We start from the raw sequence: 26852 nt of genomic DNA on the forward strand, positions 1-26852 counted from the left end.
GTTCTAAATGAGAAATTTTTAACGTAGTTAGCGTCAGATTTGCTCCTTCAAATTGAGCAAGTATTGAGGCTAATTGGTATTATTATTTTGCGCCAGCAAACCCAAGTTGTCTCCAAGACTCATAAACAAAAACGGAAACAGCATTAGAGAGGTTCATACTGCGGCTATCTGGGCGCATTGGAATACGAACTCGTTGCGGCTCAGGCAGTGAAAAAATAATGTCTTCTGGCAAACCACGAGTTTCAGGGCCAAACAGTAGACAGTCACCAGCTTCATAGGCAACTTCATGATGGTACTTGGTACCTTTTGTCGTGCAAGCAAATACTCGCTTTGGGTTTCGTTTTGCTAAGTATGCTTCAAAGTTTGGGTGGCGCTCTACTTCGCTAAATTCATGATAATCAAGGCCAGCACGTCTTACTCGTTTATCATCCCATTCAAATCCTAGCGGCTCTATCAGGTGTAGTGAATATCCTGTATTGGCACACAAACGAATAATATTGCCTGTATTAGGCGGGATCTCGGGTTGGTATAAAACGATATCTAACATGATAGGCCTCAATTAAATTTTGCCCGGCAGTATAGCTGATACTTGTCGATATTTATATGTGCTGCGCTTGATAGAGTGAAAGGTATTACCCAGTTTTTAAAGTACGACTGTTGTGAAAAACTATACAACCGTAATCTGTTTTTCATTTCAAAGCATTACCCTGTAATATAACAGCATCGCGATGCCATGGCATTTTGCGAGTGGTTTGACGACTAATCATTTCAGTTAGCCAAACGTCAGATTAAATAACATGAAAAAATGAGGTGCCAGTGGATCGCAGCTATGAATTTTGGGTTAGGTTTTCGAGTGTCTTTACCATCATAATGGTGGGATTGATGATCGCAGCTAAGTGTTGGGCTTGGCTGTCTTCAGGTAGTGCCGCTATGCTCGGCTCTTTAACTGATTCACTGCTTGATATTAGCGCCTCTTTAATGAATTTCTTTGTACTGAGCTACGCACTGCGTCCTGCGGACGATGATCATCGATTTGGTCATGGAAAGGCTGAAGCATTAGCTGGGCTTGGACAAGCAGCCTTTATCGCGGGCTCTGCGAGTTTATTGGCTTTTCATGGTGTAGAGCGCATTATCAATCCAACCCACATTCCACATTCATTGTTTGGTGTGTGGGTGAGTTTATTTGCGATAGTGTGTACTTTGTTGGTGGTTGCGGTGCAGTATCAAGTCGTTAAACGCACGCAGTCCATCGCCATTAAGGCCGACTCGTTACATTATAAGGGCGATATTTTATTAAACCTCGCGGTGCTCCTAGCGGTATTGCTTAACTTTTATGGTGTAGGTTACGCCGACCCGATTTTTGGTATTTTGGTGGCGATGTATTTACTTTATAACAGTTGGGATATTGCCAAGGAAAGTGCTGCGCACTTGATGGATAAAGAGCTGCCAGACGAAGAAAAAGCACAGATCATACTTATCGCGTCGAGTCATGAGGATGTTTACGGAGTACATGATTTGCGTACCAGACAAGGTGGCAAAATCAAATTTATTCAACTGCATCTAGAGCTTGATGACGATATGCCGCTAATGCGAGCGCATCAAGTTGCGGATGAGGTGGTTGCTAGCATTAAAGAAGAGTTTGATTGTGAGATGGACGTGCTTATCCATCAAGACCCTGTTTCTTTAGCGCTAAGTAGCCCGGCTGTAAACGCATAAAAATCATCTAGCACAGCTTTGCGGGTATTATCTTGCTCGCAAAGTAGTTCATGTTTCCCGATAAACTCTGTAACTGTCACATTGTCTCTGTGTGCGGCAAACTGACTTTGGGCCTGATTATCAACAATGCTGTCTTCACTGGCTGTCGCGATACGGATTGGCAGATCTAGCTTAATATCTTGAAACGATCGGCATTTATGTAGCGCTGTGTATAACCAAGCAAAGCTGACACCACCGAGTTGTAGCTCGGGAAATTGATCGTACAAACCTCTAAATAGCGCATATCTAATTGGACAATCAGTTAGGTCATTATCTTGAAAAGGCTTATTATGATAGTGCACCTGTCCCAATGCATAATGCTTACCTAGCCCAAATAAACAAGCTGTGCCCGCCAGTCCCTCGGCAAACCAAGCCGGGTAGGGAGTCGTATTGATCCCAAGCATCGGGGCTGATAAATAGACTCCCTCTATGTTGTGAGGCCGAAAAAGCGATAAATAGTCGCAGGTAATGGCGCCACCCATTGAATGCGCCAATACAAAAAGTGGCAAGGTATTTTGCTTGGCAACGATTTGTTCCATAAAGCAGTGCAGCGTTGCGGCATAATCTTCAAAGCGCCTAACATAGCCGATTTGCTTATCTTTAAGTAATCGCGGCGAGTAGCCTTGTCCTGGATGGTCATAGGTAAATACCGCTATGTTGTTTTGCGCAAACTCCCACAGCAACTCTCTGTATTTATGAGCAGATTCAATACGGCCATTAACCAATATAAGACTGAACGTTGCCTTTTTTGGAATGTGGTAGGCATAAAATAGCCTACCATGTGGGGTATCAAAAAAGCCTTTTTGGCAGCCTTGCCAGTGCTTATCAATTTCAGGAAGATGTGATTCAAGTTGCTGACTTTGGCTATAAAACATGGCTACCTGTGTAATGGAATTCGAATACTGACTTGCAAACCAACATTATTACTAAATTCGATATGGGCGTCATGTACTTTTAACGCATGCTGCGCAATGGCAAGACCCAGTCCAAACCCGCCCATTTGATTTTTGCTTGGCGTGCGTGCGCTCGACACTCTGAAAAATGGAATACAAAGCTTGTCGAGCATGTCTTCACTAACGCCTTTACCATCATCACTGATAGTGCATAGCAACAGATCACCATCACTCTCAATATCGACATTAATACGGCTAGTCGCATACTTGATCGCGTTACGTATAATGTTTTCGAATGCGCGGTTAAGTAGCATTGGATCGCCATAAAGTGTTGCCTCGGGTAATGCTGTGACGACTAGGCTCTTCCCTAATTGCTGTGCCTCAAACAGTGCATCTTCCAATATCGGGTCGAGCAGTTCATTGAGCTTAATTATCTGCTTATCGATTGGTACTTGATCCGCTTCGAGCTTAGATAAATGCAAAATATCGCTGAGCATATTTTCAACTAACTGAGCTTCACGCTCAATGCGCTCGATATAACTTTGGCTTTGCGCTGTGGCATGACCGGCAGCGAGGCCCGTGGCCATTTGCAAGCGGGTGAGCGGTGAGCGTAGTTCGTGGGATATATCAGCAAGTAAGCGTTTTTGATTGTTGACCAGAGACTCTAACTTATCAGCCATCAAGTTAAAATCATGACCCAGTTGGCCGAGCTCGTCTTGGCGTTTGGTGTTTATATCGGCTCTGCTCGACAATTCTCCACGAGAAAGTTTTGCAGCGGCTTTTTGTAGCTCTTTAATTGGCGACAATAGATCTCGAGTAAACCAAAAACACAGTAATAAGCTTGCGCCTAGCACGACCGCGATTTTTACCCAAAGCGGCAGAGTTCTTAATTTGATGAGCGCACTTGGGGTATGGTTTTCAAAAATTAAATAAAGACGATAACTTTCACCTTGAAGTGTGAGCTCTAGGGGGCCAAAAGCCTTGTACTCAGGAGTAAAAATAGCGGCTGGTTTAGCATCTTCGGTAAAGCTGAGTAACTCTAAATTCAGCGTTTTTATATTAGGATCGGCGGCAACACTTTTTTCGGCATCGCGATGGCTCAAGTAGATATTTCGCGCCTTTCTTTTACGCAGTTTGGCGACCTTATTCAGTTCAAAGTTGGGGCGCTCGCTTGCGCGTATTAACGCTTGTTCTAATTGTTTTAGATTTTGCAGCATGGGTTTTGAGATGCGGTGAGTCTCTACAACATCAGGTTGTAGCATACTGATCCCAAGCAACAACAACATAGTGGCAATGATAGTAAGCCAAAACCACGCAAAAACTTTAACAAGTAAGTACCGCTTCATTCATTACGCCTTTAGAAAAATATAGCCGGCGCCGCGGATCGTTTTGATATAAGTGTGTTCACTTAATGCGGCAATTTTCTTGCGAACGTTAGAGACATGCATATCGATAGAGCGATCATAAGGCACAAGTGGCCGGCCTAGTACTTGTCGTGAAATAGTCTGCTTGTCGACCACTTCTCCTGCGGTTCTGACCAGCAAGAGTAGCACCTCGTATTCGGTGCCCGTCAGTGACAGCACCTCGCCATTAACAGTAGCACTTCTTGAAGCTACATCTAAACGCAACTGGTGGATAGTAAAGGTATCGTTCGAGCTGTGTTGTTTATAATGATCGACGCGACGCGTAATGGCTTTAACGCGCGCGAGTAGCTCGCGGTGGTTAAACGGTTTTGGAATATAATCGTCAGCACCTAGCTCCAAACCAAAGATGCGGTCAAAGTCATCACCTTTTGCCGTTAGCATAATAACGGGTGTCATCTTCTGGACACGTAACGCTTTTAATACTTCAAAGCCATCCATTTCGGGAAGCATTACGTCTAATAATATCAGGTCGAAATTTTGCTTTAATGCCAGCTGTAGACCTTCTGTTCCTGTGTGGGCCATCGCCACTTCAAAACCTTCTGCAGTAAAGTATTCTTTTAACAGGCTGCAAAGTTCTTGGTCGTCATCAATAAGTAAAATGGAATGTTTCATTGTCATACTTAGTCCAGCATTGTTGATTGGCGTTGGCCTGAATAGTTCGGCTCTAGCATATTACACCTTACTTCAACGCCTTATGTAAATTGCCTTTGCTTTTTTTTGCAAAGCACTGACAAAACTTTACCTCTGTCTGACGTTCCTTTTCTTTGTGCTTGCTAAATTTGGAAGTGACAAAGCAATGGCGAACAAGGAGCCAATACCATGAAATTACTATCTACTTTAGCATTAGTTACAGCACTTGGCGTATCGACTTTCAGCTTCACTGCAAACGCGGGCCCGATGGGCGGGCAGCTTGAGCACTCAGCAAGGTTGCTACTATCAGATAAAGGCCAGAAGTTATTAGAGTTGACAGAAGCGCAGCAAGGCCAACTAAAGACAATTTATGCGGATTACAAAACTGCCAAAAAAACGCTAAAAGAAAGCGGGAAAGAAGCACATTCAGCTTATCGTGAAGAAATGAAAGCACTTATGGCAGCGCCAACCTTTGATAAGGTTCAAGCGCAACTTTTACTGGAAAAAGGCCAAGATAAAAAGCAAGCGTGGGCGCTACTTTCAATGGAAACTCGCCACAAAGTATTCCATGTATTGAATGAAGAGCAGCGCGATAAGCTCCAAGCACTTAAATCACGTCGTAGTCACAAAGGTCATAAAAAAGCAGATTAAGTCTCAATGTTTTTCTCCAACTTAGCCCTGACCTTTCTGGTAAGGGCTTTATCATTTCTTGCCAATCACTTTTGAATAATGAGAGCTGGTACTCCAAATTGACAAAGAGTACTGGCCAATTGCGATTAATGTACAAAATATTACGACTGCTTGTACTGGTTTAAGTTACATGTTGATAACATGTTTGCGTTGTGATATTTTTCGATTAAGAGTACATCTTGCAAGTCTGCGGACAACTCTTTGAAATAGTGTTGAATTGAAAAATTCTTAATTTACGCGCACAAACTTTCCAATAACTTTTGTTTTCTTCAGAGTAACTAAGGGTATTCTTTGTTGTTGGCTGTTTGTTACTAGGTATCACTGAGGGAGACATGCAGACACCTGAAGAATACGAGGTGACACTTAGGATCCGAGAACTGCTAAAAGAACTCAAAAAGCGTAAAGGCTATACTAAAAAAACCATTAGCCAAAAGCTCGGAATAGGTCTCACCACACTAGACGACTATCTTAACGGAACAAGCTCATTTCGCTTAGGTACCTTGATTAAATTGTCGGAAATTTGCCGGATCCAATTAAGTGATATTTTGGAAGGGGCGGGGCATATAGCTAAAACCTATCAAAATGAGGTGAGCAACACAGAGCAAAAGAAGGAACAAGATCAAACGGAAACAGAGTGCTAGCACAAGCTGCCGAGTTTGAATTGTTTGTCTTGCCAAACAAGTTGCTAATGAGAGGGAAAGGCCGAAGAAATCGGCCCACAGGTTTATTCTTTAAAAAAGCTGTCGTCGTTTTTTGCCAGCATTGCTTCTATATCTTCAATCAAACTTTCCGCATCTTGAGGCGTGAGCTCACCGCTTTTCATCGGCGTTGAAATCGTATTGGATTCGTCAGACCAATCACCTAAATCAATTAATTGACAGCGTTTTGAGCAAAACGGGCGAAATGGGCTTTTATCAGACCATTCAACAGCCTGTTGGCAGGTTGGACACTTTACTGTGGTTGTCATCATACACTTACTTTTTACTTCCTAATTGCATAAGTCTAATCGTATTTAATTGCTTTGTGAACCGAGTGCTTATCGACTTCGAGCAGCTTGCATACAAGGTAGGGATCCATGATAGGATGAGATTGCGAGGTAAACTAAGGAAAAAGGTGTACAAAAGGTGGAGAAGTTCGAAGCAACGTTAGACAACTGTCATAAAGAGCCAATTCATATTCCAGGTTCAATTCAGCCACATGGCTATTTATTGCTATTCGACACCAACACATTAACACTACGCTATTTTAGCGAAAACTTTGCTGCGCTTGTAGGACTTGAGCCTAGTGCTTTGGTCAATACTCATGCTGAAACGATTTTTGCGTCTCCATTTTCTGAGTTGCTTGCCAGCAACTGTAACTCCTCTGATATCCATCGTTTGAATCCGATGACAGCCAGCATAAAAACCAAGGACTCAACATGCGTTGAATTCTCTGTAGTCGCTAGTCAAAACGAAGCTGGGCTCATATTAGAGCTTGAGCAAAACACGGCGCATGGCGTTGAAATCAATCATTCAATGCAACACCTTATGAAGCATTCGTTGTCTAGTATGGTGGATTCTCAGTCATTACAGGCTTCGTACGAGATGGCCGTGGAAGAAATTAGAGAATTAACACGGTTTGACAGAGTGATGCTGTATAAATTTGACCATGAATATAATGGTGAGGTGGTTGCAGAAGCTAAGCGCAGTGGACTTAACTCCTTTTTACATCAGCATTTTCCCGAGTCTGATATTCCAAAACAAGCAAGAGCACTTTATCTAAGAAATCCGATCCGCTTGCTTGCCGATGTTGATGGTGAAAATTCACCGCTTTATCCGCAAGACAGGGCGATTGATTTAAGCGCCTGTATTTTACGTAGTGTATCACCTATTCATTGCCAGTATTTGCGCAATATGGGTGTTCAGGCAACCATGTCTATCAGTATTATTGTTGCTGGTAAATTATGGGGATTGATTGCCTGCCACCACTACGAAAAGCACATAGTCCCATTTAACATTCGTGAAGTCGCCCAGTATATGGGGTTGATGTTGTCTTATCTTATCTCTCTCAAAACCTCATCCTTAGAAGCAATGGCAGAAGCCAATGCACTGACATTGAGCTCTTCCGTCACAGAGCGCATGGCAAAAGAAATCTTTTTTGTTGATGGCCTACGTTACGAGTCCGCGGCATTACAAGAGATGATGAAAGCTACAGGTGTCGCGTGGCGCGTTGAGAATGATTTGGAGTGCTACGGGCAAACTCCCGCAAAGGCGGATATTGAGAGTATTTACCGTTGGCTTGCAGAGCATCAACTTGGGGATGACTCCATTTTTTATTGCCATAATTTAGGTGAGCTTAACGAAGCATTTAAAGCCTTTGCGAAAACCGCGAGTGGGGTGCTATTGATGCCACTTTCAGCGGATGCTAATCACTTCATCATGTGGTTTAGAAAGGAAGTTATTCAAACCAAAAATTGGGGAGGGAAGCCTGAAAAATCCATTGAGTTTTTGGATGATGGTAGCCACCGTTTAATGCCGCGCAGTTCGTTTAAGTTGTGGGTCGAGAATGTGAAGTGCAAATCTCACCCTTGGACGGAAGCCGAAGTAAGTTGTGCATTGAAGTTTCGTAATACCTTGGTTAATTATGTACTAGCTAAATCTGAGCGATATAAAAAGCTTAACGCAATTCTAGAGCAAAAAGTTACCAAGCGTACCGAAGCGTTGGAAAATGAGATCACTTCGCGTCGTACTGCAGAGCAATTACTGACGATAGCACTTGAGAAAGCACATGAGTCGAATCAAGAGCTGGAGCGTTTTGCCTTTTTAGCGTCCCATGATCTGCAAGAGCCGCTCAGAAAAATCCAAATGTTCGGCGATCGGATCCAGTGTTCAGCTGAAGGACTAAATGATAGACATGCCTCTTATCTTAAGCGCATGATGGATTCTGCTGAGCGAATGCAAAAGTTGATCAAAGGATTACTAAGCTTTTCACGAATTGATCGTAAAGGTGAGTCATTTAAATCATTTGATGGCGATAATGCGTTAGCTGAAACTCTACTGGATCTTGAGTTAGTGATTAAAGAGTCAAATGCACAAGTGGATACCACAGGGCTTGGTGATGTATTTGGAGATCGCAGGCAGTTGCAACGCGTGCTGCTAAACTTAATCAATAATGGGATTAAATTTAGTGCGCCTGAAAGAGCACCACGAGTCTCGATTAGCAGCGAACGTAAAGCAAATGAACTAATTGTTGCCGTTAAGGATAACGGGATTGGTTTTGATCCCGAATTTAGTGAGCAGATCTTCAATCTTTTTGAAAGATTACATGGTCGTAGCGCATATGCCGGTACTGGACTTGGACTTGCTATTTGTAAAAAAATCGTCGAAAGACATCATGGTCGCATATGGGTCGAAACGGAAGTAGGGCAAGGTTCTACTTTCTATTTTAGCTTGCCGATTTCAGCGCAAGCGATTTAACTTAGCTGTAGAACCATTGATGCGGTTCTGATATCAGCATACAAACTCGAGGTTTATTGCGAGTTTAAGGAGAGAGTGTGTATGGTCCATCATCATGATTTAATTAAACAGCTTCACTCTGTAAACTATATCTTGGTTGCAGATGATGATTTCGACGACCAAGAATTAATCCGTGATGCATTTGAAGACAACGGCGTGATGGAGGCTAAGCTACAATTTGTCAGTGACGGCGTTGAGTTGATTGAAAAACTTAATAGCACCGAGCTATTACCTAGCCTTATTATTCTTGACTTAAATATGCCACGAAAAAGCGGTAAAGATGTATTGGCTGAGATGCGTGGGGCTGCAAACCTTAAGCATATTCCGGTTATTATGTTCAGCACATCGGACTCAGAGTTAGATATAAAACAGTGTTACTTGCTTGGGGCAAATTCTTATATGACCAAACCTTCTCAATATCATGAGCTGGTGGATTCAATGAAGTCCTTGCTGACTTTTTGGCTTGGCACTGCAAAGCTCGTGATTGATTAAAAGTGAAGGGCCAGAATAACTAGCTGGCCCTTAAGCTGTCATAGCACTATATTGCTTCGTTAGTATGCTTTTGCTTTAACAAGCGACTTGTCACTGTACCTGCGGTCATTGAGCCCGATACATTGAGTGCCGTTCTTGCCATATCAATTAATGGCTCAATAGAAATAAGCAGCGCTGCAATTGTCACTGGTAGTCCCATCGCAGGCAGTACTACCAACGCTGCGAAAGTGGCACCACCTCCAACACCCGCAATACCAAACGAGCTAATTGCAACCATAGCGACTAAAGAGACAATAAAGTCGAGTGCGAACGGGTCAATTCCTACCGTTGGCGCAACCATTACAGCAAGCATAGCAGGATAAATGCCAGCGCAGCCATTTTGTCCGATTGTCGCACCAAATGATGCAGAAAGATTTGCAATCGCAGGGGGAACATTAAGCTTGTGGATCTGCGCTTCAACATTCAATGGGATGGTTGCCGCAGAGCTTCTTGAGGTGAAAGCAAAAGTTAAAACAGGCCAAATTTTTTGGAAGAAATGCTTTGGGTTTTCACCAACCAAAGTAACTAACAAACCATGCACCAAAAACATCAGTAAAATGGCAACGTAAGAGGCAATAATAAAACCGAGTAAGCTAATAATGTCAGCCATGCTTGATGTGGCGATCACTTTGGTCATCAAACCTGCTACACCATAAGGCGTGAGGGCAATGATCATACGTACTAATCTCAACACAACAGCCTGTGCGCCTTCAACTGCATTTTTTATCGGGTTACTTAAATCTGACTCTTCCATGATGGCTCTACGAGCAGCAATACCAGTTAATACACCAAAAATCACCACGGCGATAATTGAGGTCGAGCGCTCGCCAGTTAAGTCAGCAAATGGATTGGTTGGTACAAAGCTAAGCAGCATTTGCGGAATGGTTAAATCGGCAACGGTTGTTGCACGTTCTTCTAGTACTGCTATTCTCGCAGTCTCACGTGCGCCTTCTACTAAGCCAGCTGCACTTAGTCCAAATGCTTGAGTGATAAATATACCAATGAGTGCCGCAATGGCAGTGGTAAACACTAATATAGCGATAGTGACAAACGAGATCTTTCCAAGAGAGCCTTGATTATCTAATTTTACGACCGCGGCGATCATAGAAACCAAGACCAATGGCATAATCACCATTTTGAGAAGATTAACATAGCCGCTACCAACAATCGCAACCCAATCTAGTACAGTCTGTTTGGTGGTTAAGTCACCTGAGAAAACAAACTGCAGCGCGAGTCCAAATAGGCTGCCCGCAACTAAGCCTAATAATACCGTTCGTGACAGGGTTTCGGAGCGCTGTTGAAAGCGGTAAAGACCGAAAAGTATGGCAATAAAAACCGCCAGTGCGGCGATAACAGCAAAAGACATCAGAATACCTTTCGAAATATATGAAAATAACGCGCTACTATAGAGGTTTTGTTGATTGGGCTAAAATATTCTTTGACTATGGAATAGAACAAAAGGTTATCAATAAAAATGAAAGTTTTTAATGGTTTTTCCTTTCATATAAAGATGTCTTGTGGTGAGTTGGTACTAACTCATAGTAATTAAAAACACCGAGATATGAGCGTAGCTAATAATCTTTCGTAGCAGCGAGTTTATCTCGCGACTCTTTTTTAGAGTTTATCTCGCGACTCTTTTCGAGCATTTATCTCGCAATTTCTTTTGCGTTGCGACGTTAACCGTGTAGCTGTTTTTAGTATGGAGTTGAACATGTGATTTATTAAGTATACGTAAAAGCGAGTTAGCTTTGAGGCGATGACATGCGTCAAGTGGGAAAGGTTGTTCCCCGGCTTCGCGGATGCCGATGTCAGCCCTTGAACCCTGAGGTTCAAGGCGGAGAGCAACAGCCTACCGTAGGCTTCTCGGTACATGCCGAGCATGCTCAATAGTAAACAAACTGCTATCCTAAACGAAATTTATCGGCTCAGGGACTTAATCAGCTGTCCTACGAGCTAGGGAACAATTACAGTATATAAAACATCTGCCGATCACGAAACCATAGTAATGCAATTTATGTGTTAACCGCGTGCTTTTTACCCGCTTTGTTTAGTGACTAAGCAAACGTTAATCTGAGCGTTAGCTGGCAACGCTAAATTTCCTTAATTTTTCGAAGGCCACAGTGTCTAAACCGTTCCTAACTAACAGAGTAAACAGGTTACTTAGAAAGGAACGGGTGCAGTAAAGGCCATCATCTCTGTGGTTGTTGGATGTGAAATTTGCAGCATCTCTGCATGCAACTGTAGACGTGAAGCCGCCGCTAACGCCTCTCCCGTAGCGTATAGCCTATCACCTAGGATAACGTGTCCAAGCGAAAGCATATGTACTCTGAGTTGATGAGAGCGTCCTGTGATGGGGGTTAGCTTTACGCGTGTTGCTTGTGCTTCATATTCCATAACTTCAAAATGCGTTAATGAAGGTTTTCCGGTCTCATGACAAACCATTTGCTTAGGGCGGTTAGGCCAATCACACACCAGCGGTAAATCAACAGAACCCGTTTGCTGTTGTAATTTGCCATGAACCCTGGCGATGTAGTGTTTGTGGGTTAACCTGTCTTGAAATTGAATACTTAGATGGCGATGTGCTGCTTTATTCATCGCAAGGCACAGTACGCCGGATGTTGCCATATCAAGGCGATGCACAATTCTTGCCGTAGGGTAGACAAAATTCACTCTGGCGATAGCGCTGTCCCAATGCTTTGGATCTTTACCTGGTACGGTGAGTAACCCGCTTGGTTTGTTGATCACCAACATATCTTCATCTTGGTACAAAATATCAAGATAGGGAGAAAGGGGGGGAGCGTAATTTAGTAACACCAGCTGCCTCAGCATGAACAGAACGAAGCCGGGTATTATATATGAGTTGCTAAGTGAGCGGTAGCGAGAAAGAGAGCCGAGGCTCTCTTTCGGTATGGGAGGTTTACTGGTTGGCAACCACAATTAAACGAATCGCATCCAACTTAAGCTGCGCTTTTTCAATGTGTGTGCTCAGCTCAGCTCTTTGTTTATCAAATACTTGAACTTCTTCGTCACGGATGTTCGGATTGATAGCCTTAAGTGCTTGCAAACGACCTTGCTCATCACCTAATTGCTTTTGCATTTTATCCATCGCGCTGGCTTGAATGCTTTCAAGTTGAGTTTGTGCAATATCGCCAGCTTGAGTAATAAGCGGGTGAATAGCGCTTTGTAGCGCATTAACTAGCTTACTGCCGGTTTGTCTGCCAACGGCAGAAAGCTGTTGATTGAATGCATCAAACGCCACGTTTTGGGCTAAGTCATTGCCACCTTTATCCATTAGGACGCGAATTGGCGTTGGCGGTAAAAAGCGGCCCACTTGAAGAGACTTAGGCGCAGAAGCTTCTGCAACGAAGATCATTTCAACAAAGAAAGTACCGACAGGTAACTTGTTGTTTTTAAGCAGTGCCACTGATGCACAACCAAAGTCATCGTTACAGATCATATCCATTACGCCGCTGACCATAGGGTGATCCCAGCTGATGAAATGCGCGTCTTCTTGTGACAGTGAGGTGTTACGGTCAAAAGTCACTGTGATGCCATCGTCTTTCAAACAAGGGAAAGAAGGATTTAGCATGTGCTCGGTTGGTTTAAGAATAATCGTATTCTCGCCTTTGTCTTCTTGGTTAACACCAAAAGTATCAAACACATTAATCATAAACGCAGGCAAAATTACGTCGTTATCCAGTGCTTCAAGTTCAGCAACGATATTATCTGTTTTACCTTGACCACTTGAGTGAAGCTCAAGTAGGCGGTCTCGACCTTGCTCCATCTTTGTGCGCAGCTGTGCGTTTTCTTTTGCGGCTTGCTCCAATAGAGGATCTAATTCGTCTTCGTCACAGTTGTGTTCAGCGATCAGCGCTAACAAATCATCAGAGAAAGACTTATACAGCATTTGCCCCGTAGTGCTGGTGGTTTCGAATGCATCTAAGCCCTCGTGATACCAACGTAGTAATACTTCTTGTGCGGTACTTTCAAAGTAAGGCACGTGAATATTAATGTCGTGCTTTTGACCAATGCGGTCAAGACGGCCAATACGTTGCTCTAGTAAGTCAGGGTTAAGCGGTAGGTCAAATAGCACCAAGTGATGTGAGAACTGGAAGTTACGACCTTCAGAACCAATTTCAGAGCAGAGCAAGACTTGCGCGCTATCATATTCATCAGCAAAAAACGCTGCTGCGCGGTCGCGCTCGATGATAGACATGCCTTCGTGGAATACCGCCGCTTTGATCGCTTCGCGCTCACGTAATACTTGTTCAAGGCTAATTGCGGTTTCCGCTTTGGCACAAATCAGCAGTACTTTTTCGTGCTTTAACTCTTTTAATTTAGCAATCAACCACTCAACGCGCGGGTCAAACTGCGCCCAGCTGCTTCCTTCACCTTCAAACTCTTGGAAGATTTTTTCTGGGAACAAAGCACGCATCGCGTTAAATTCAGGACTTTGAATACCACCAATGTTACCCATTACCGACATTGCTGTTTTGTATTGCTTTGGTAAAGGTACTGGGTATTGATGTAACAAACGACTTGGGTAGCCATCAATGCCACTGCGGCTGTTTCTAAATAGAATACGGCCAGTACCATGACGGTCTAGTAACATAGACAAGATTTCAGCTTTGGCGTCGCTATCGCCACTTTGTGCCTTTGCAAGTAGCTCAGAAATATCGGTTTCTTTTAGCAGTGTACAAAGTGTTTGCTCTTCTTTTGCGTCTAACTTTTTGTCTTGCAGTAGGTTGTTCGCGGCTTCTGCGACTTCTTTATAATGACTTTCTTCTTCAACGAACACGTCGTAGTCGTAGAAGCGGTCTGGATCGAGTAGCTGTAAACGCGCAAAGTGACTGCGGTGACCCAGTTGGTCAGGTGTTGCAGTCAATAAGATAAGTCCAGGAATATCTTGAGAAAGCTCAGCAATACGTTGATATTCGGTGCTTGGCTTTTCCTTTGTGACCGTCAGGTGGTGCGCTTCATCGACAATCAGTAGATCCCAATCAGCGAGTGTGGCTTGTTCAAACCAGCGGCGCTTTTTGGTAATAAACTCTAGGCTAACCAGTACCAGTTGCTCTGTTTCGAATACATTCGGTGCATCTGCATAAGCTTCGCTACAACGCTCTTCGTCAAAAATCGAAAAGTGCAGGTTAAAGCGGCGTAGCATTTCTACAAGCCATTGGTGTTGTAAGTTCTCAGGAACCACGATCAACACACGGTTGGCACGACCTGAGAGAATTTGCTGGTGTAAAATCATGCCCGCTTCAATGGTTTTACCTAGGCCTACTTCATCAGACAAAAGTACGCGAGGTGCAAAGCGCTTACCGACTTCATCGGCAATATAAAGCTGGTGCGGAATAAGGCTAGCGCGCTGACCTATCAACCCTTTAAGGTGAGATTGTTCTTTATCAAACTGGTGTTGCCAAGTTTGATAGCGCAGCGTGTAGCGATCAAAACGGTCGATTTGGCCTGCAAATAGACGATCTTGAGGTTTATTGAACTTGAGGAAGTGATCAAGAAAGGTCTCTTTGAATGAAGTCTCTTCTTCATTATCAACTCGAGTACCATGATAGCAAAATAGTCCATTTTGCTCTTCCACGCTGTCAACACGTAGTTCCCACTCTTCAACATGGCGGATCACATCGCCTGGGTTGAATACAACTCGAGTTACAGGTGCTTCCTGTACTGAGTAAACACGGTTTTCTCCGCTAGCGGGAAATAAAATAGTCACTTGACGCCCCTCAAGTGCCACTATTGTACCCAATCCCAAATCTGATTCCGTATCACTGATCCAGCGCTGACCTAAGGAAAAATTCATGGTTATCTCGTCTATGCAGAAAAAAGGCGGCTATGTTACCTATTCATGTCGGTTTGTTCAATACACAACAGTGACTCAGGCCTTTATTTATCAAGTGCTGGCGCTTTTTCTATCTAGTTGGCATGGCAATGGCCAACTAGTTGTTTTTTATCAATATGCAAGTTGGATTTTCTACTGTCATAAAAGCGACTTTTGTGACAAATAGACTAAACTTGAACTATACCCAAAACATAATCGGTCACTACGTTGTGTATTGGGTATAGCATAATAATCTGTAAACAACAGGAATGCGCTATGGTAAAACAAGACAAAGACCATAAAGTGTACGTGCTCGACACCAACGTACTTCTCCATGAACCACTCGCTTACCTTTCCTTCCAAGAACACGATGTTGTTATTCCCATGACTGTCCTTGAAGAACTTGATCACATTAAAGATCGAAAGAGTGACGTGAGCCGAGACGCAAGAGTTGCCATTCGTGGGTTAGATGATGTGCTTCGCGATGCAACACCAGAGCAAATGCTAGAGGGGGTAGCGCTACCAACATTGAGGATTGAAAGTCACCGAACGCCCAGTTCAGGTAAATTGATTATTGTAAACGATCACCTGTTTCCTGATTCCATCTCCGGGTTACCCGGCAACGAAAATGACCATCGCATTATTAATTGTGCGGTACATTTGCAAACTCAGTACAGTGACAAAAAAGTGGTGCTGGTTACCAAAGACATCAACATGCGACTAAAAGCGAAGGGCGCTGGACTCAAGTATGTTGAAGATTATCGTACCGATCAGCTGATTGACGACATTGCGCTGTTAACCAGTGGCTTTAAAAAGGTTGAAGGCGATTTTTGGCAAAATGTTGGTGAGTGTCAAACGCAGCAGGAAGGGCGATACACGGTTCATGATGTGCCAAAATCACTCGTACCTGATGTGTTCTGTAATGAGTATCTGATAGACGATACTAATCACTTCGCGGCTCGGGTTGTGGGTTACGACTCTGAACACATTCGATTAAAAGACTTAGGCGTTGAACGTTTGATGCACCGTCAAGCATGGGGAGTGAAACCGAAAAATATCAACCAAGGTATGGCGCTGGATGCATTACTTGATACTGACATTGAACTGGTGATACTAACTGGGCCAGCAGGGTGCGGAAAAACCTTATTGGCGCTTGCCAGTGCGCTTGAAATGATCATCGAAAAAGGGATTTACGATAAGGTAATTGTGACGCGAAATACGCCTGAAATTGCGGAGAGCATCGGCTTTTTACCGGGTACGGAAGAAGAGAAAATGGCCCCTTGGCTTGCGGCCATCACAGATACCTTAGAAGTGCTCCACAAACACGATGAAAGCCCCGTGACTAGCCGTAACTACATTATGGAAAAGGCGAACATTCAGTTCAAATCGGTGAATTTTATGCGTGGCCGAAGTATTCAAAATGCGGTCGTTATTTTAGATGAGAGCCAAAACTTAACGGCATCACAGTTAAAAACCATCATCACTCGCTGCGGTGAAGGGACTAAATTGATTTGTACGGGAAACCTCGCCCAAATTGATAGTAATTATCTCACCCCTGTGACATCAGGGTTAACCTATATTGTCGAGCGCTTTAAAGACTTTGAAGGTAGCGCTACCATTAACTTAAACGGTGTAGTACGAAGCCGCTTGGCAAGTTTTGCTGAAGAAAATTTATAACTTGCCTTGAGCCGACTGGCTCGTTACTCTTTTGCTAACACTGTGTGCAAACGGGAACGAGCCAGTAAATGGATGCGACAAAAGAATTTTTACCACTAAAAAGTTACCGAAAGGGAATTTTAGTGGCGGTAATAATACCCATCCTACTTGTCCTCGTCTTAGCTTACCATCTCTATCAAATTAAACTCGAACGCCAGTACAAAGTACGTTTTGGTCAGTATGAATATGTTTCTCAGCAGCTGAAACAAGAGTTTTATGCTGCACATGTCGTTCTTGATAGTATCGCCGTTAACCTAGCGCAGCCCATTTCTTTTCAAAAGCCACCAGAGTGGTTAGAAGATATAGAGCAACACCCTGAACATTATTATCATGCGTTACCAAACAATGGTGGAGAGATTGTTGGTCGTGGGCAAGTCAGTGAAGCGCTTTTTGCTACTAAACGATGGCAAACCGTATTGTCGCTTAATACCGCTTTTGATGCCGCGCTCGCGTTGCAAGGTGGATTGTATGCGGTCGCATACATAGAAGATGACGGCTTTGCGTATGTTAAGCGTCGAGAAGCCTCAAGTAGCCATTTTATCACGCGGCTAGTTCAAGGTAAGTTCGAACCCGACTTTAGCTTGGGCAATATAGTCGTTGGTCCACCCGTGAAGTTTTTCGATAGACAAATGTTTGCGCTCGGCAAGAAACTATCAACGGTGGATAACGCTCATGTATTGATGATCTATGATAGCGATATTATTGATAGATGGTTGTTAAACATCGGCTCCTTAGACGGTACGATGGAATTTAAAAACCAAAGTGATGAGATTATCGCGGGGGAACGCTATGATAACGACCACGATGGGCTTGTAAACTCATCAGCACCTTGGCAGTACGGACTGCACTTTATTGCAAAACCCGCCAAAGAGCCTATTAGTTTAAACTATCATGAAAGCTATGAGCAGTTTGCCGCTCCGCTACAGCGGGAGATCTTGCTCGAACTTGCACTATTACTGTTTTTTATTCTTTTTACCTTTGTGACTATTGTATGGTTAAGCGGACAAATATTTGTCCGACCTCTAAAGCATTTTGTGAATTATCTATCTTTGCAAGAGCATACACCACAAGCCACTTTAAACTATCCCATCCCCTCAGAATGGCAACCTTGGTTTATACAAATCAAACAGGTGGTGGAGCAAAAATCGCGCTTAATGCATGCCCTTAAGCAACATAATCAAGAACTAGACGACGAAATTAAGCGTAAACAACAGGCATTAAAGCAAAGCTTTGAGGCAAAAGAGCGTCAAGCTGCTTTGCTAAATGCAGTGCTTGACTCTGTGCCCGATATTATCTATTTCAAAAATATAGACGGTTCATTCATAGGCTGTAATCGCGCGTTTGAAGAGTTTATGGGGGTTGATAAGTCGGATTTAGTTGCGAAAACACAACCTGAAGTGACATCTGGATTAACCATTTTACTTGAGCAAGAAGCGGCGATGGAGCGCTCGCAAGAACAAGTGGCAACTAATTTTGTCCTTGGGGCAAATACCTACTTTTTGACTATCACGCCATTGAAATCGGAAACTGGAAAGCTCATCGGTTGTTTGGGGGTTGCGAGAGATATTACTGCCGCACAAGAGGCATATAATGCCCTAAGAGACTCTGAAGAAAACTTTAGGGCAGCGACTGAGTTTGCACCTAATGGCGTTATTTTGGCTGCGATCAGCGGTAAAATTTTGGAGATGAACAAGGCTGCCAAACGTTACTTATCACTTGATAAGAATACCGGAGAAAAGCAGCTGGAACGCTTGTTTGATGAACAAAACTGGCAAGAGCTGAAGCCTGTCTTGGCTGGGCTATTAAAAGAGCAAAAGAAAGTCGTTGAGCACATGATTTCACAGTCGGGTAAGCACCGCTGGTTACAATTGAGTATTTCTTTAGTTTGGGATAAAAATAAGCGCCCTAAGTATTACGTGATCCATATTCAAAATATCACTGGTCTGCTGTTAGCGAAGCAAGATGCTGAGCGCGCAACGCTTGCCAAAAGCCGCTTTATCGCGAATATCAGCCATGAAATTAGAACGCCAATTAATGCCATATTAGGTCTGGCGGATATGATCAAAAGTGAGGCGCTGACTCGAGTTCAGAGTAAAAAATTGCAGCAGCTTTCTGGGGCTGCAAACGAGCTGCTTACCATGCTCAACAGTATTTTAGAGTTTGCCAAAGTAGAAAGTCATCAAGGCACAATTCAATACGAGACATTTCAAACCTGCCATGTATTTACCACGATAGAATCACTGATTAAGCCTTTATGTATACAAAAAGGCTTGGAGTTTGAGTTACAGGTCGACCCTCAAGTCTGGCCTTACCTTTACAGTGATGAAGATAAAGTAAAGCAAATCTTAGTAAACCTACTTGGTAACGCCGTAAAGTATACCAACCATGGTAAGGTGGGTCTGAAAGTAACGTTAACTAATGATAGAGCTGCAAAACAAACCATCAAGTTTGCTGTTTGGGACACTGGCGTTGGGATCAAATCGCAAGAAATTGAACACCTTTTTGATGCATTTACCCAAGGTGATGAAAGCTTCACACGTCGTCACGAAGGCATTGGTTTGGGGCTTGCGATTGTGAAGCAAGAAGTTGCACTCTTAGGTGGCGATATTGCGGTTAACTCAACCCCGAACGAAGGAAGCTGCTTTTTCTTCGAATTGGTGCTAGATAAAGGCGCTTGTCCAGTTGTGGATAGTCACAAAGAAGTTTACTGTCTCACCACCGAAGCACATAGCTTACCAAGCTATTTTTCAGGTCTTGCGGAACCTTTATCTGTTGAGCGATTGCACGGGATGCATGCTCAGCTCGACAAGTCTATTGTTGTTATTCCACCAGAAGCAGCACTTGACCCCGCTTATACGCTACCTGGAAATACCGCATTACTACTGCATTGTGAAGGGGAGTTTCCTGAGCAAAGTAACCATATTGCGCTTAATCAAAGTGTGTTTTACCAATCAGCTTATACTTGGCTTGCTGAATTTGCCCATATGACGCAAACCGTCGACAACGTGTGTATGCAGGTTGCCGGTGCACTTTGCTTGGTGGTCGACGATAACAACTTAAATTTAGATATTACTGAAAATATGTTGAAGCAGAATGGTATTTCTACCGTAGGGCTCCAAAGCGCCGAACATATTGAGGAAGTTTGCCGCTCACTGCAACCCGATATCATCCTGATGGATATCCATATGCCAAATATTGATGGCTATCAAGCGACCAAGCAGATCAGAGCCGTGTGGTCTGAAACTGAGCTTCCCGTTATCGCCTTGACCGCAAATGCAAGCAAAGAAGAGCGGGCGAAAGCCACAGCCGTTGGCATGAATGATTATTTGGTAAAACCAATTAATAGCACACAGGCGTGCAAGGCATTGGCAAGTAATATTTTCCAGTCGGATAAAACAGAAGAAGCCTTTTTTGATTATGAGTTTGCTTTATCACAAATGATGCAAAATGAAACGTTTTTGCAAACAATGTTAGATAAATTTGCTAAACTTTGCCATGATTACCTAGAACAGGTTGCTGAAATAGAGCAAGGTTCAGCATTATTCGAGTTAGCACACGGAATTAAGGGCGCTGCTGCAGGTCTGGGCTTTAAGCGACTAGCGAAAGTTGCAAAAGACCTTGAAACGCAAAGCAAAACGATCACAACAATAACAAATCGCACTGACTTGGATGTGTTAACAAATGCACTTTCACAGGTGGTGTGCTTTATCGAGCTAAAAAGGTAGCGTCATAAGATGCAGCAAGCTGAGCACATTTTTATTATTGATGATGACCCAATAAATAAGATGGTCCTAAGCAATACATTAGGTGACGGCCATCGGTTATCCCATAGCACAGACACTAAGTTATGTATTGATGAACTAAAAGCAAGTAAACCAGACCTTATTATTTTAGATGTGTTAATGGCTGACGGCGCTGGATTTTCTGTTTTAGAGTGCCTAAAAAAGGATGCGAGCACTTACGGTATTCCCGTTGTCGTGATCTCCGGTAGTGTGAGCTTTAAAGATGAAGCACGAGGTTTGGAGTTAGGGGCAGTGGATTATATTACTAAACCCTTTAACCCTTTGATTGTAAAAGCCAGAATCAAAAACCATTTAGCAATAAAAAAGAAAAATGATCTGCTAGAAAAGCTAGCCTCTATCGATGGTTTAACGGAGTTGCCCAATCGTAGATATCTAGATGAAGCGATGAAATCAGCATTAGAAAGCGCAAAAGCTGATGGCAGTGCTTTTACCGTTATGCTGGTTGAGGTGGACTATTTTAAAACGTTTAATGAGCATTATGGCTACATGCACGGTGATGATTGTTTATTTAAAGTCGCCAAAGCGCTAGAAGAAGGCGCAACCCGACGTTCTTTATTTATTGGCCGCTTTGATGGTACTCGTTTTGCGTTGGTACTAACTCAGCATAATATCGACGTAATTAATGAGATAGCAGAAGCGCTGCACGACTCGGTTAATGCGTTAAAAATCCCCCATATTGCTTCACCGATATGTGCGCATGTGAGCGTTAGCATTGGTGCAGTTCATATTGAAAATCACTGCAGTAGTGAGCTTAGTGAGCTGATAAAAATGGCAGATAGTGCCCTTGCAGTTGCCCAAAAGCAGCAAAGTACGGTATTTATTAAAGCACTATAAATATCTAAAGCCATATGCAGGAGCGAAAGCATATTCGCATTCAGACCATAAGTGCACCGCATAAAGCTTGGCTATGCTCATGCTTTATAGATCTTTAACTGAGTATGTTGTGCCTTTTGGTGTGGTGTTAGGTTTATTCTATGGATATACGGCGTAAAATAATTTGGGTGGATTGTATTGCGGCTATATCCGTGGGATTAATCGTATTGCTTTTCCACTCAATGATTGGTGCGATCTATCATATACCTGAACAAACCATTATCTTTATCGCATTATCAAATCTGTTGTATGGCGCGTACTCTTTTAGCCTTGCCATTCAAAAAGCGAAGAACATAAAACATTTGCAGCTTTTAGTGTTCGGCAATCTTTTTTGGGCGCTAGTCTGCGCTGGAGTGGTTGTTCAGTATTTTAACGTTGCAAGTCTAATTGGTATTGCTTTTATTGTTTGTGAAGCTATGTTTGTCATCATGCTTGCCTATTTCGAATGGAAGTATAGGTATGAGCTGGTATCAGAGGACAGTTCAGCTTAATAGGCTGGGTTATTAAAGTTTGGCTCTGTTTTGTTTTTAACTTATTAAGATGACAAGAAAATAAGGAGTTGGACACACACAACTGTGCGTCAGTTTACTCAGATTATTCACCATCCTTGGTGAGATAAAGTCTTACTGAATTTGCTTTAATGCGTTGTCGCCAAAGCCAACCAGTTGGTTGTTTTTGAATACCAATGGCGTGCACTCATCTTTTGTTACTTTGCCGTCTGAGTGTTTACTGTTGGTTGCATAGTACAGTACTTGATAGTTATCGCCGTCTTTTGACACCAACTCGCTAAAATCAGGGGTTGTAAACATGTCTTTTACTGATGAGTAAGACGCGCCCATTTCAAGGTTGGCAATCTTTTCACGATTTTTACGCTGTTTATGTTCCCAGTTAGACGAGTTGTATTCAGAAGCCCAACCGTGCTCTACTTCACCGTCGGATACAGCAACGATACAGCCTGATAATAGAGTAGAGCTAAGCGCAGCCACTAACATTAATTTTTTCATTGTTGTTTTCCTTTTTAATTTTGTTGCTGAGCAAATAATGCAAACAGCCATTTGTTTTTGCTTGAATTATCACAAGAGTTGCAAACTCTTTGCCAATTAATAAAGTTTATAAATATCAGTTTGTTGTTGGTTTTTAATCAGTTTATAGTTGATGGTTTTCACTAACATTTAGCGATATCACTCACTAAAACAATAATCTAGACCACTCGGTTTCTCGTTGTCCCAGCCACAAAACTTTCAATATTAATGGCAATTTCGCCGACTAAACGTTCGATGGCCTCTTTACTTGCCCATGCCGTATGCGGTGTCAAAAGCAAGTTTTCCCCTTGGTATTGAACGAGAGGGTTGCTTGCTTGTGCCGGCTCTTGAGTGAGGACATCCACAGCAGCACCAGCTATTTGTTTGTTAGTTAGTGCATCCACCAGCGCCTGCTCATTGACTATTCCGCCTCTTGCGGTGTTGATAATATAGGCATGATTTGGAAGTAGAGCGAATTCAGCACTTGAAATCAGGTTTTCTGTTTCAGCGGTAAGCGGGCAGTGAATCGATACAATATCCGCAATCTGCAGTGCTTCTTCAAAAGCCATTCGTCCTGCTCTAACCTCAGTTACGCCCCTACGTTCGGCAACAATTACCTGAGCTCCAAATGCTTGTGCGACTTTTGCAACGGCTTCTCCTAACGTTCCATGGCCTACGATCACAAAGTTTTTGCCTGCAATTTCGTTGATGCTGTAATCCAAACGACAAAACATGTCACTTTGTTGCCAAAGCCCTGCATAGCAGTCTTGCTGATAACGATGAATATTTGTCATTAAGTTACCAAGCATAGTAAAGGTGTGCTGCACTACAGAAGGGGTCGAATAACCAGCCACATTAGCCACCGCAATTTGATGGGCTTTTGCGGCTGCCAAATCGATGTTGTTGACGCCTGTGGCCGCAACACAAATCAGGCGTAATTGTGGTAACGCCGCGATTGCTTGTTCAGTTAACTGTACTTTATTGGTGATGATGACTGCTGCATCTTTACAGCGTGTGATGATGTCATCACTGAGCGTGGTGTCGTAAGACGTTAATGTGCCTAGTTTGGCAATGGGAGAAAGATCGGTTCCTGCAAGGGTTTTAGCGTCTAATACCACGATTTGCATTATTTTTATCCTTTTCTTGACTTTGGAGTTAACTCTAAGGTTTATACTTGTGATGTCGACTAGGATAATCTTCAGGACTTGGGAGTGTAAAGTGGTAAAGATTGGTGAGCTGGCAAAGCGGCTTAACGTATCAACTGACACGTTAAGGTATTATGAAGCAAACGATCTCCTACACCCTTGCACAAGGAGCGAGGGCGGGTATCGGTTGTTTGATGAGCAAAGTGAAAAGCAAATGCGCTTTATTCTTCGCGCGAAGGAAGTGGGGTTCAGCCTCAAAGAAGTGCAAGACTTGCTGAAGATAAAGTTTGAAAAGCATCAGCACAGTTGTGAAGAAGTGAAAACGCTGACTATCACTAAACGGGATTTAGTGAGAGCGCGGATCGCTGAGTTACAAAAATTTGAACAATCGTTATCGACGCTAGCAGAGCAATGCTGCGGCGGTAAGGAAGCGGCAGTGAGCTGCTCGATTTTAACGGCCTTGGAGGCTATCGATGAATGAACTGATAGTAAATTTTTGGCAGCTATTTTTAGTATCTGCCCCGTGGTTACTGCTTGGCCTCATATTGGCCGGGTTACTTAATGTATTTATTCCAAAAGATTTGTTGCAAAAGCATTTAGGGAAAGAAGGGTTTTGGACGACGATAAAGGCAGCGCTGATTGGGGCGCCTATGCCGCTTTGCTCTTGCGGCGTTATTCCTGCTGCGGTGGGACTGAGAAGAGCGGGGGGCTCGAAAAGTGCGACAACCGCATTTTTAGTCTCAACGCCTGAAACTGGAGTGGATTCTATCTCGGTTTCTTATGTGCTACTTGGTCCTTTTATGGCGATAATTAGGCCAATTGCAGCTGTGGTTAGCGCAATTGCGGCAGGGTTGCTCGTTGGCAGTGAGAAAGATGATAAGCCTGTGCCGCTAAAGCACCTTAATATCTCAGGGGATACAAACGCGACTAGCGGTTGTTGTGACGCTAATCATCACCCAGAGCCAAAGCCTGCTGAAAAGCATCACAGCCATGATAGCTGTTGCGCCAGTACTAAAGTGGAAACCGTAAAAGTAAGCTCAAGCTGCTGTGCGCCTGCAGGCCCGCAATTATCAATGGCAGGGGCGAATATGTCTTGTTGTGATACTACGAAGCCTGCCGTAACCAGTTGTTGCGATTCCGCATCAGCCACGACAAGTTGTTGTGAGCCTGCCCCTGTACCTGAAAACCAAGGGGTTTTTGGTAAAATTGTAGAAGCTGTTAAGTTCAGCTGTAATCAATTACTGTCTGACACTGCAGTTTGGCTTCTTATCGGTTTATTCTTTGCAGCGTTAGTGCAAACCTTTGTGCCTGAGTCTTTCTTATCTCAGTGGGGCGACGGTATTATCGCCATGCTAGTGGTTATCCTTATTAGTATCCCAATGTATATTTGTGCCACCGCTTCAACTCCAATCGCTGCGGGTTTATTACTGGCTGGTGTGTCACCCGGTGCTGTATTGGTATTTATGCTCGCAGGCCCTGCAACTAACATCGCCACAATTGGGGTGGTTGGTAAAGAATTAGGGCGTCGTGCCGTGTTTGCCTACTTGGGCGGCGTCATTGGGGTTGCACTTATCTTTGGCTATTTAACTGATTACTTGGTCAATACTTACGGTTTTGTGGTAACGCCAATGATAGGTGAAGAGCACGAAGTGCTACCACATTGGTTAACAGTATCGATGGGCGCATTATTAGCAGCACTGTTACTAAGATTAGCTATACTCAAATTAGGTAAAGTTGTTAGAAGATAAACTATTGTGGTACTTTTTACCGTATTACAATTGCATGACGCTTAAGCATGTATTGTTCCAACTTGGTATATCGCCTTGGTGGTCAGACATGAAATGCTTAGCGTCTGTTTATTTGACACGATAGAATGCGTTCCAGTATTCGTTAATCCGACAATTTGAGAAGTAGAGTGGATAAATACGCTGACATTAGACCGTATAATGATGATGAAGTAGTGCCAGCACTGGCACGTCTACTAGGTGATGATCAATTTATTGATGTGATCGCCAAATATAACCTGCCAGCTTGGTTGAATGCTTGGCCAGCAATTGCACGCCCACTCGTAAGAATGAAACTAAAAAAGAAGTGGGGAGATTTTTGTACGATTGAACAAGTACAAGATGAAGTGGCGTACTATCTGCAAATTTTAATCAATAAAACGACGTCTAAAGTGACTTATTCTGGCCTTGAAACATTAGACTCGAATACCTCGTATTTATTTATTTCAAACCACCGTGACATCGTATTAGACCCTGCACTTGTTAACTGGGGTTTGCATCAGCAAGATATGCGTACGGTACGTATCGCTATTGGTGATAACTTACTGCAAGTACCTTATATCACTGAGCTTATGCGTCTTAATAAGAGTTTTATTGTAAAACGTTCGGCAAAGGCGCCGAAAGAAATGCTAAAAGCATTAACCCAGCTTTCAGCCTATATTTCTGACTCATTAAGTGAAGGTAACTCCATTTGGATTGCGCAAAAAGAGGGGCGTGCGAAGGATGGGGTGGATCAAACCGATCCGGCACTGTTAAAAATGCTACAGCTCAATGGTCGCAAACAGAAGCTAGATTTTTCAGATTATGTAAAGCAGCTCAGAATTGTGCCCGTTGCTATCTCCTATCAATATGAGCCATGTGCGGTTGCTAAGGCTAAAGAGCTATACCATAAAAAGCAGTTTGGCCAATATGTGAAAGCACAAGGCGAAGACATTGCTAGCATTGTCGAGGGCTTTAGTTCAGATAAAGGCCATGTGCATATCGCATTTGGCGACCCTATCACTGCGGATGTTGAAAACCCAGATGAGCTGGCGAATGTCATTGATAAACAGATTTTAGATTTATACTATCTGCATTCAACCAATCATCTAGCAGCAGGCGATGATGCGCAAGTGAGTCCAGAAGATAAAGAGGACTTTATCTCTAAACTAGAGTCTGTACCGGAAGAGCTGAAGCAATTGGTGTTGAGCATGTATGCCGAACCACTGCGTCGCAAAGGCATTTAATAGTAGTGAGCATGCGCAACCGTGGTGTTAAGT

General features: G+C 43.3%; 23 protein-coding genes and 1 other RNA gene. 13 read left to right on the forward strand and 11 right to left on the reverse strand.

Translation table 11 applies throughout. The features are described from left to right. Positions 1-82: 82 nt before the first annotated feature. On the reverse strand, positions 83-547 hold the full coding sequence (gene trmL / locus EXT47_RS02855) for a tRNA (uridine(34)/cytosine(34)/5-carboxymethylaminomethyluridine(34)-2'-O)-methyltransferase TrmL (protein WP_017216443.1): 465 nt from the start codon (positions 545-547) through the stop codon (positions 83-85). Positions 548-870: 323 nt separating this feature from the next. Here trmL and EXT47_RS02860 point away from each other — a divergent pair, with 323 nt between their 5' ends. Next, complete coding sequence (locus EXT47_RS02860) at positions 871-1716, forward strand: cation diffusion facilitator family transporter (protein ID WP_084204226.1); 846 nt, start codon at positions 871-873, stop codon at positions 1714-1716. Here the strand turns inward: EXT47_RS02860 and EXT47_RS02865 are convergent. The 3 genes from EXT47_RS02865 to EXT47_RS02875 are packed head-to-tail and all read right to left on the reverse strand — an operon-like array spanning position 1668 to position 4684. After that, a complete protein-coding gene (locus EXT47_RS02865) occupies positions 1668-2630 on the reverse strand; it encodes an alpha/beta fold hydrolase (protein WP_039493822.1) in 963 nt (320 codons plus the stop codon). The genes EXT47_RS02860 and EXT47_RS02865 overlap by 49 nt on opposite strands. A gap of 2 nt (positions 2631-2632) precedes the next feature. Beyond that, positions 2633-3994 (reverse strand): ATP-binding protein, encoded by a 1362-nt coding sequence (locus EXT47_RS02870; RefSeq protein ID WP_039493821.1) that lies wholly within the window; start codon positions 3992-3994, stop codon positions 2633-2635. A 3-nt stretch (positions 3995-3997) separates the two neighbouring features. Then, positions 3998-4684 carry a response regulator gene (locus EXT47_RS02875; protein ID WP_039493820.1) on the reverse strand — a complete coding sequence of 229 codons (687 nt, stop codon included), beginning with the start codon at positions 4682-4684 and terminating at the stop codon, positions 3998-4000. A gap of 207 nt (positions 4685-4891) precedes the next feature. On the opposite strand from EXT47_RS02875, the gene EXT47_RS02880 reads away from it, so the two are divergent. Beyond that, positions 4892-5353 carry a Spy/CpxP family protein refolding chaperone gene (locus EXT47_RS02880; protein ID WP_039493819.1) on the forward strand — a complete coding sequence of 154 codons (462 nt, stop codon included), beginning with the start codon at positions 4892-4894 and terminating at the stop codon, positions 5351-5353. A gap of 371 nt (positions 5354-5724) precedes the next feature. Next, positions 5725-6033 carry a helix-turn-helix transcriptional regulator gene (locus EXT47_RS02885; protein ID WP_039493817.1) on the forward strand — a complete coding sequence of 103 codons (309 nt, stop codon included), beginning with the start codon at positions 5725-5727 and terminating at the stop codon, positions 6031-6033. A gap of 83 nt (positions 6034-6116) precedes the next feature. Here the strand turns inward: EXT47_RS02885 and yacG are convergent, their stop codons facing one another. Beyond that, positions 6117-6359: a DNA gyrase inhibitor YacG gene (yacG, locus tag EXT47_RS02890; protein ID WP_026000869.1), complete on the reverse strand. Its 243-nt coding sequence runs from the start codon at positions 6357-6359 to the stop codon at positions 6117-6119. Positions 6360-6516: 157 nt separating this feature from the next. On the opposite strand from yacG, the gene EXT47_RS02895 reads away from it, so the two are divergent. Both EXT47_RS02895 and EXT47_RS02900 read left to right on the forward strand, forming a co-directional pair. Further along, positions 6517-8847: an ATP-binding protein gene (locus tag EXT47_RS02895; RefSeq protein WP_130125852.1), complete on the forward strand. Its 2331-nt coding sequence runs from the start codon at positions 6517-6519 to the stop codon at positions 8845-8847. Positions 8848-8928: 81 nt separating this feature from the next. Beyond that, on the forward strand, positions 8929-9378 hold the full coding sequence (locus EXT47_RS02900; protein WP_039493814.1) for a response regulator: 450 nt from the start codon (positions 8929-8931) through the stop codon (positions 9376-9378). Between the two features lie 46 nt (positions 9379-9424). Here the strand turns inward: EXT47_RS02900 and EXT47_RS02905 are convergent, their stop codons facing one another. The 4 genes from EXT47_RS02905 to rapA form a co-directional block, all read right to left on the reverse strand. Continuing rightward, positions 9425-10783, reverse strand: coding sequence for an L-cystine transporter (locus EXT47_RS02905; protein WP_039493813.1), 1359 nt, complete (start codon positions 10781-10783; stop codon positions 9425-9427). 414 nt (positions 10784-11197) lie between these two features. After that, positions 11198-11380: non-coding RNA, 6S RNA (gene ssrS / locus EXT47_RS02910), on the reverse strand. 197 nt (positions 11381-11577) lie between these two features. Continuing rightward, a complete protein-coding gene (gene rluA, locus EXT47_RS02915; protein ID WP_188249487.1) occupies positions 11578-12231 on the reverse strand; it encodes a bifunctional tRNA pseudouridine(32) synthase/23S rRNA pseudouridine(746) synthase RluA in 654 nt (217 codons plus the stop codon). Positions 12232-12334: 103 nt separating this feature from the next. Next, positions 12335-15232, reverse strand: a complete 2898-nt coding sequence (gene rapA, locus EXT47_RS02920) for an RNA polymerase-associated protein RapA (protein WP_039493809.1) — start codon at positions 15230-15232, stop codon at positions 12335-12337. On the opposite strand from rapA, the gene EXT47_RS02925 reads away from it, so the two are divergent. From EXT47_RS02925 to EXT47_RS02945, 5 genes are all read left to right on the forward strand, one after another. Continuing rightward, positions 15231-15437 (forward strand): hypothetical protein, encoded by a 207-nt coding sequence (locus EXT47_RS02925; RefSeq protein ID WP_130125853.1) that lies wholly within the window; start codon positions 15231-15233, stop codon positions 15435-15437. The two genes, rapA and EXT47_RS02925, sit on opposite strands and share 2 nt — an antisense overlap. An 89-nt stretch (positions 15438-15526) precedes the next feature. After that, entirely contained in the window at positions 15527-16927 is a 1401-nt protein-coding gene (locus EXT47_RS02930; RefSeq protein ID WP_010372335.1) for a PhoH family protein, read from the forward strand. 122 nt (positions 16928-17049) lie between these two features. Continuing rightward, positions 17050-20691: a response regulator gene (locus EXT47_RS02935; RefSeq protein ID WP_240701583.1), complete on the forward strand. Its 3642-nt coding sequence runs from the start codon at positions 17050-17052 to the stop codon at positions 20689-20691. Positions 20692-20700: 9 nt separating this feature from the next. Further along, positions 20701-21603, forward strand: a complete 903-nt coding sequence (locus tag EXT47_RS02940) for a diguanylate cyclase (RefSeq protein WP_039493801.1) — start codon at positions 20701-20703, stop codon at positions 21601-21603. Between the two features lie 140 nt (positions 21604-21743). Then, complete coding sequence (locus EXT47_RS02945; RefSeq protein ID WP_017216428.1) at positions 21744-22133, forward strand: hypothetical protein; 390 nt, start codon at positions 21744-21746, stop codon at positions 22131-22133. A gap of 132 nt (positions 22134-22265) precedes the next feature. Here the strand turns inward: EXT47_RS02945 and EXT47_RS02950 are convergent, their stop codons facing one another. Together EXT47_RS02950 and EXT47_RS02955 are read right to left on the reverse strand one after the other, a co-directional pair. After that, on the reverse strand, positions 22266-22646 hold the full coding sequence (locus EXT47_RS02950; protein WP_010372325.1) for a DUF3192 domain-containing protein: 381 nt from the start codon (positions 22644-22646) through the stop codon (positions 22266-22268). Between the two features lie 197 nt (positions 22647-22843). After that, complete coding sequence (locus EXT47_RS02955) at positions 22844-23791, reverse strand: D-2-hydroxyacid dehydrogenase (RefSeq protein WP_130125855.1); 948 nt, start codon at positions 23789-23791, stop codon at positions 22844-22846. Between the two features lie 91 nt (positions 23792-23882). Here EXT47_RS02955 and zntR point away from each other — a divergent pair, with 91 nt between their 5' ends. The 3 genes from zntR (at position 23883) to EXT47_RS02970 (ending at position 26819) form a co-directional block, all read left to right on the forward strand. Next, complete coding sequence (gene zntR / locus EXT47_RS02960; protein ID WP_010606066.1) at positions 23883-24290, forward strand: Zn(2+)-responsive transcriptional regulator; 408 nt, start codon at positions 23883-23885, stop codon at positions 24288-24290. Next, positions 24283-25557 carry an SO_0444 family Cu/Zn efflux transporter gene (locus tag EXT47_RS02965; RefSeq protein ID WP_130125856.1) on the forward strand — a complete coding sequence of 425 codons (1275 nt, stop codon included), beginning with the start codon at positions 24283-24285 and terminating at the stop codon, positions 25555-25557. Before zntR ends, EXT47_RS02965 begins: the two co-directional genes overlap by 8 nt. A 167-nt stretch (positions 25558-25724) precedes the next feature. Further along, positions 25725-26819, forward strand: a complete 1095-nt coding sequence (locus EXT47_RS02970) for a 1-acyl-sn-glycerol-3-phosphate acyltransferase (RefSeq protein ID WP_039493796.1) — start codon at positions 25725-25727, stop codon at positions 26817-26819. Positions 26820-26852: the final 33 nt, after the last annotated feature.

It is taken from the genome of Pseudoalteromonas sp. CO342X, from assembly GCF_004208915.1.
Taxonomy (GTDB): Bacteria; Pseudomonadota; Gammaproteobacteria; order Enterobacterales; family Alteromonadaceae; genus Pseudoalteromonas; species Pseudoalteromonas maricaloris.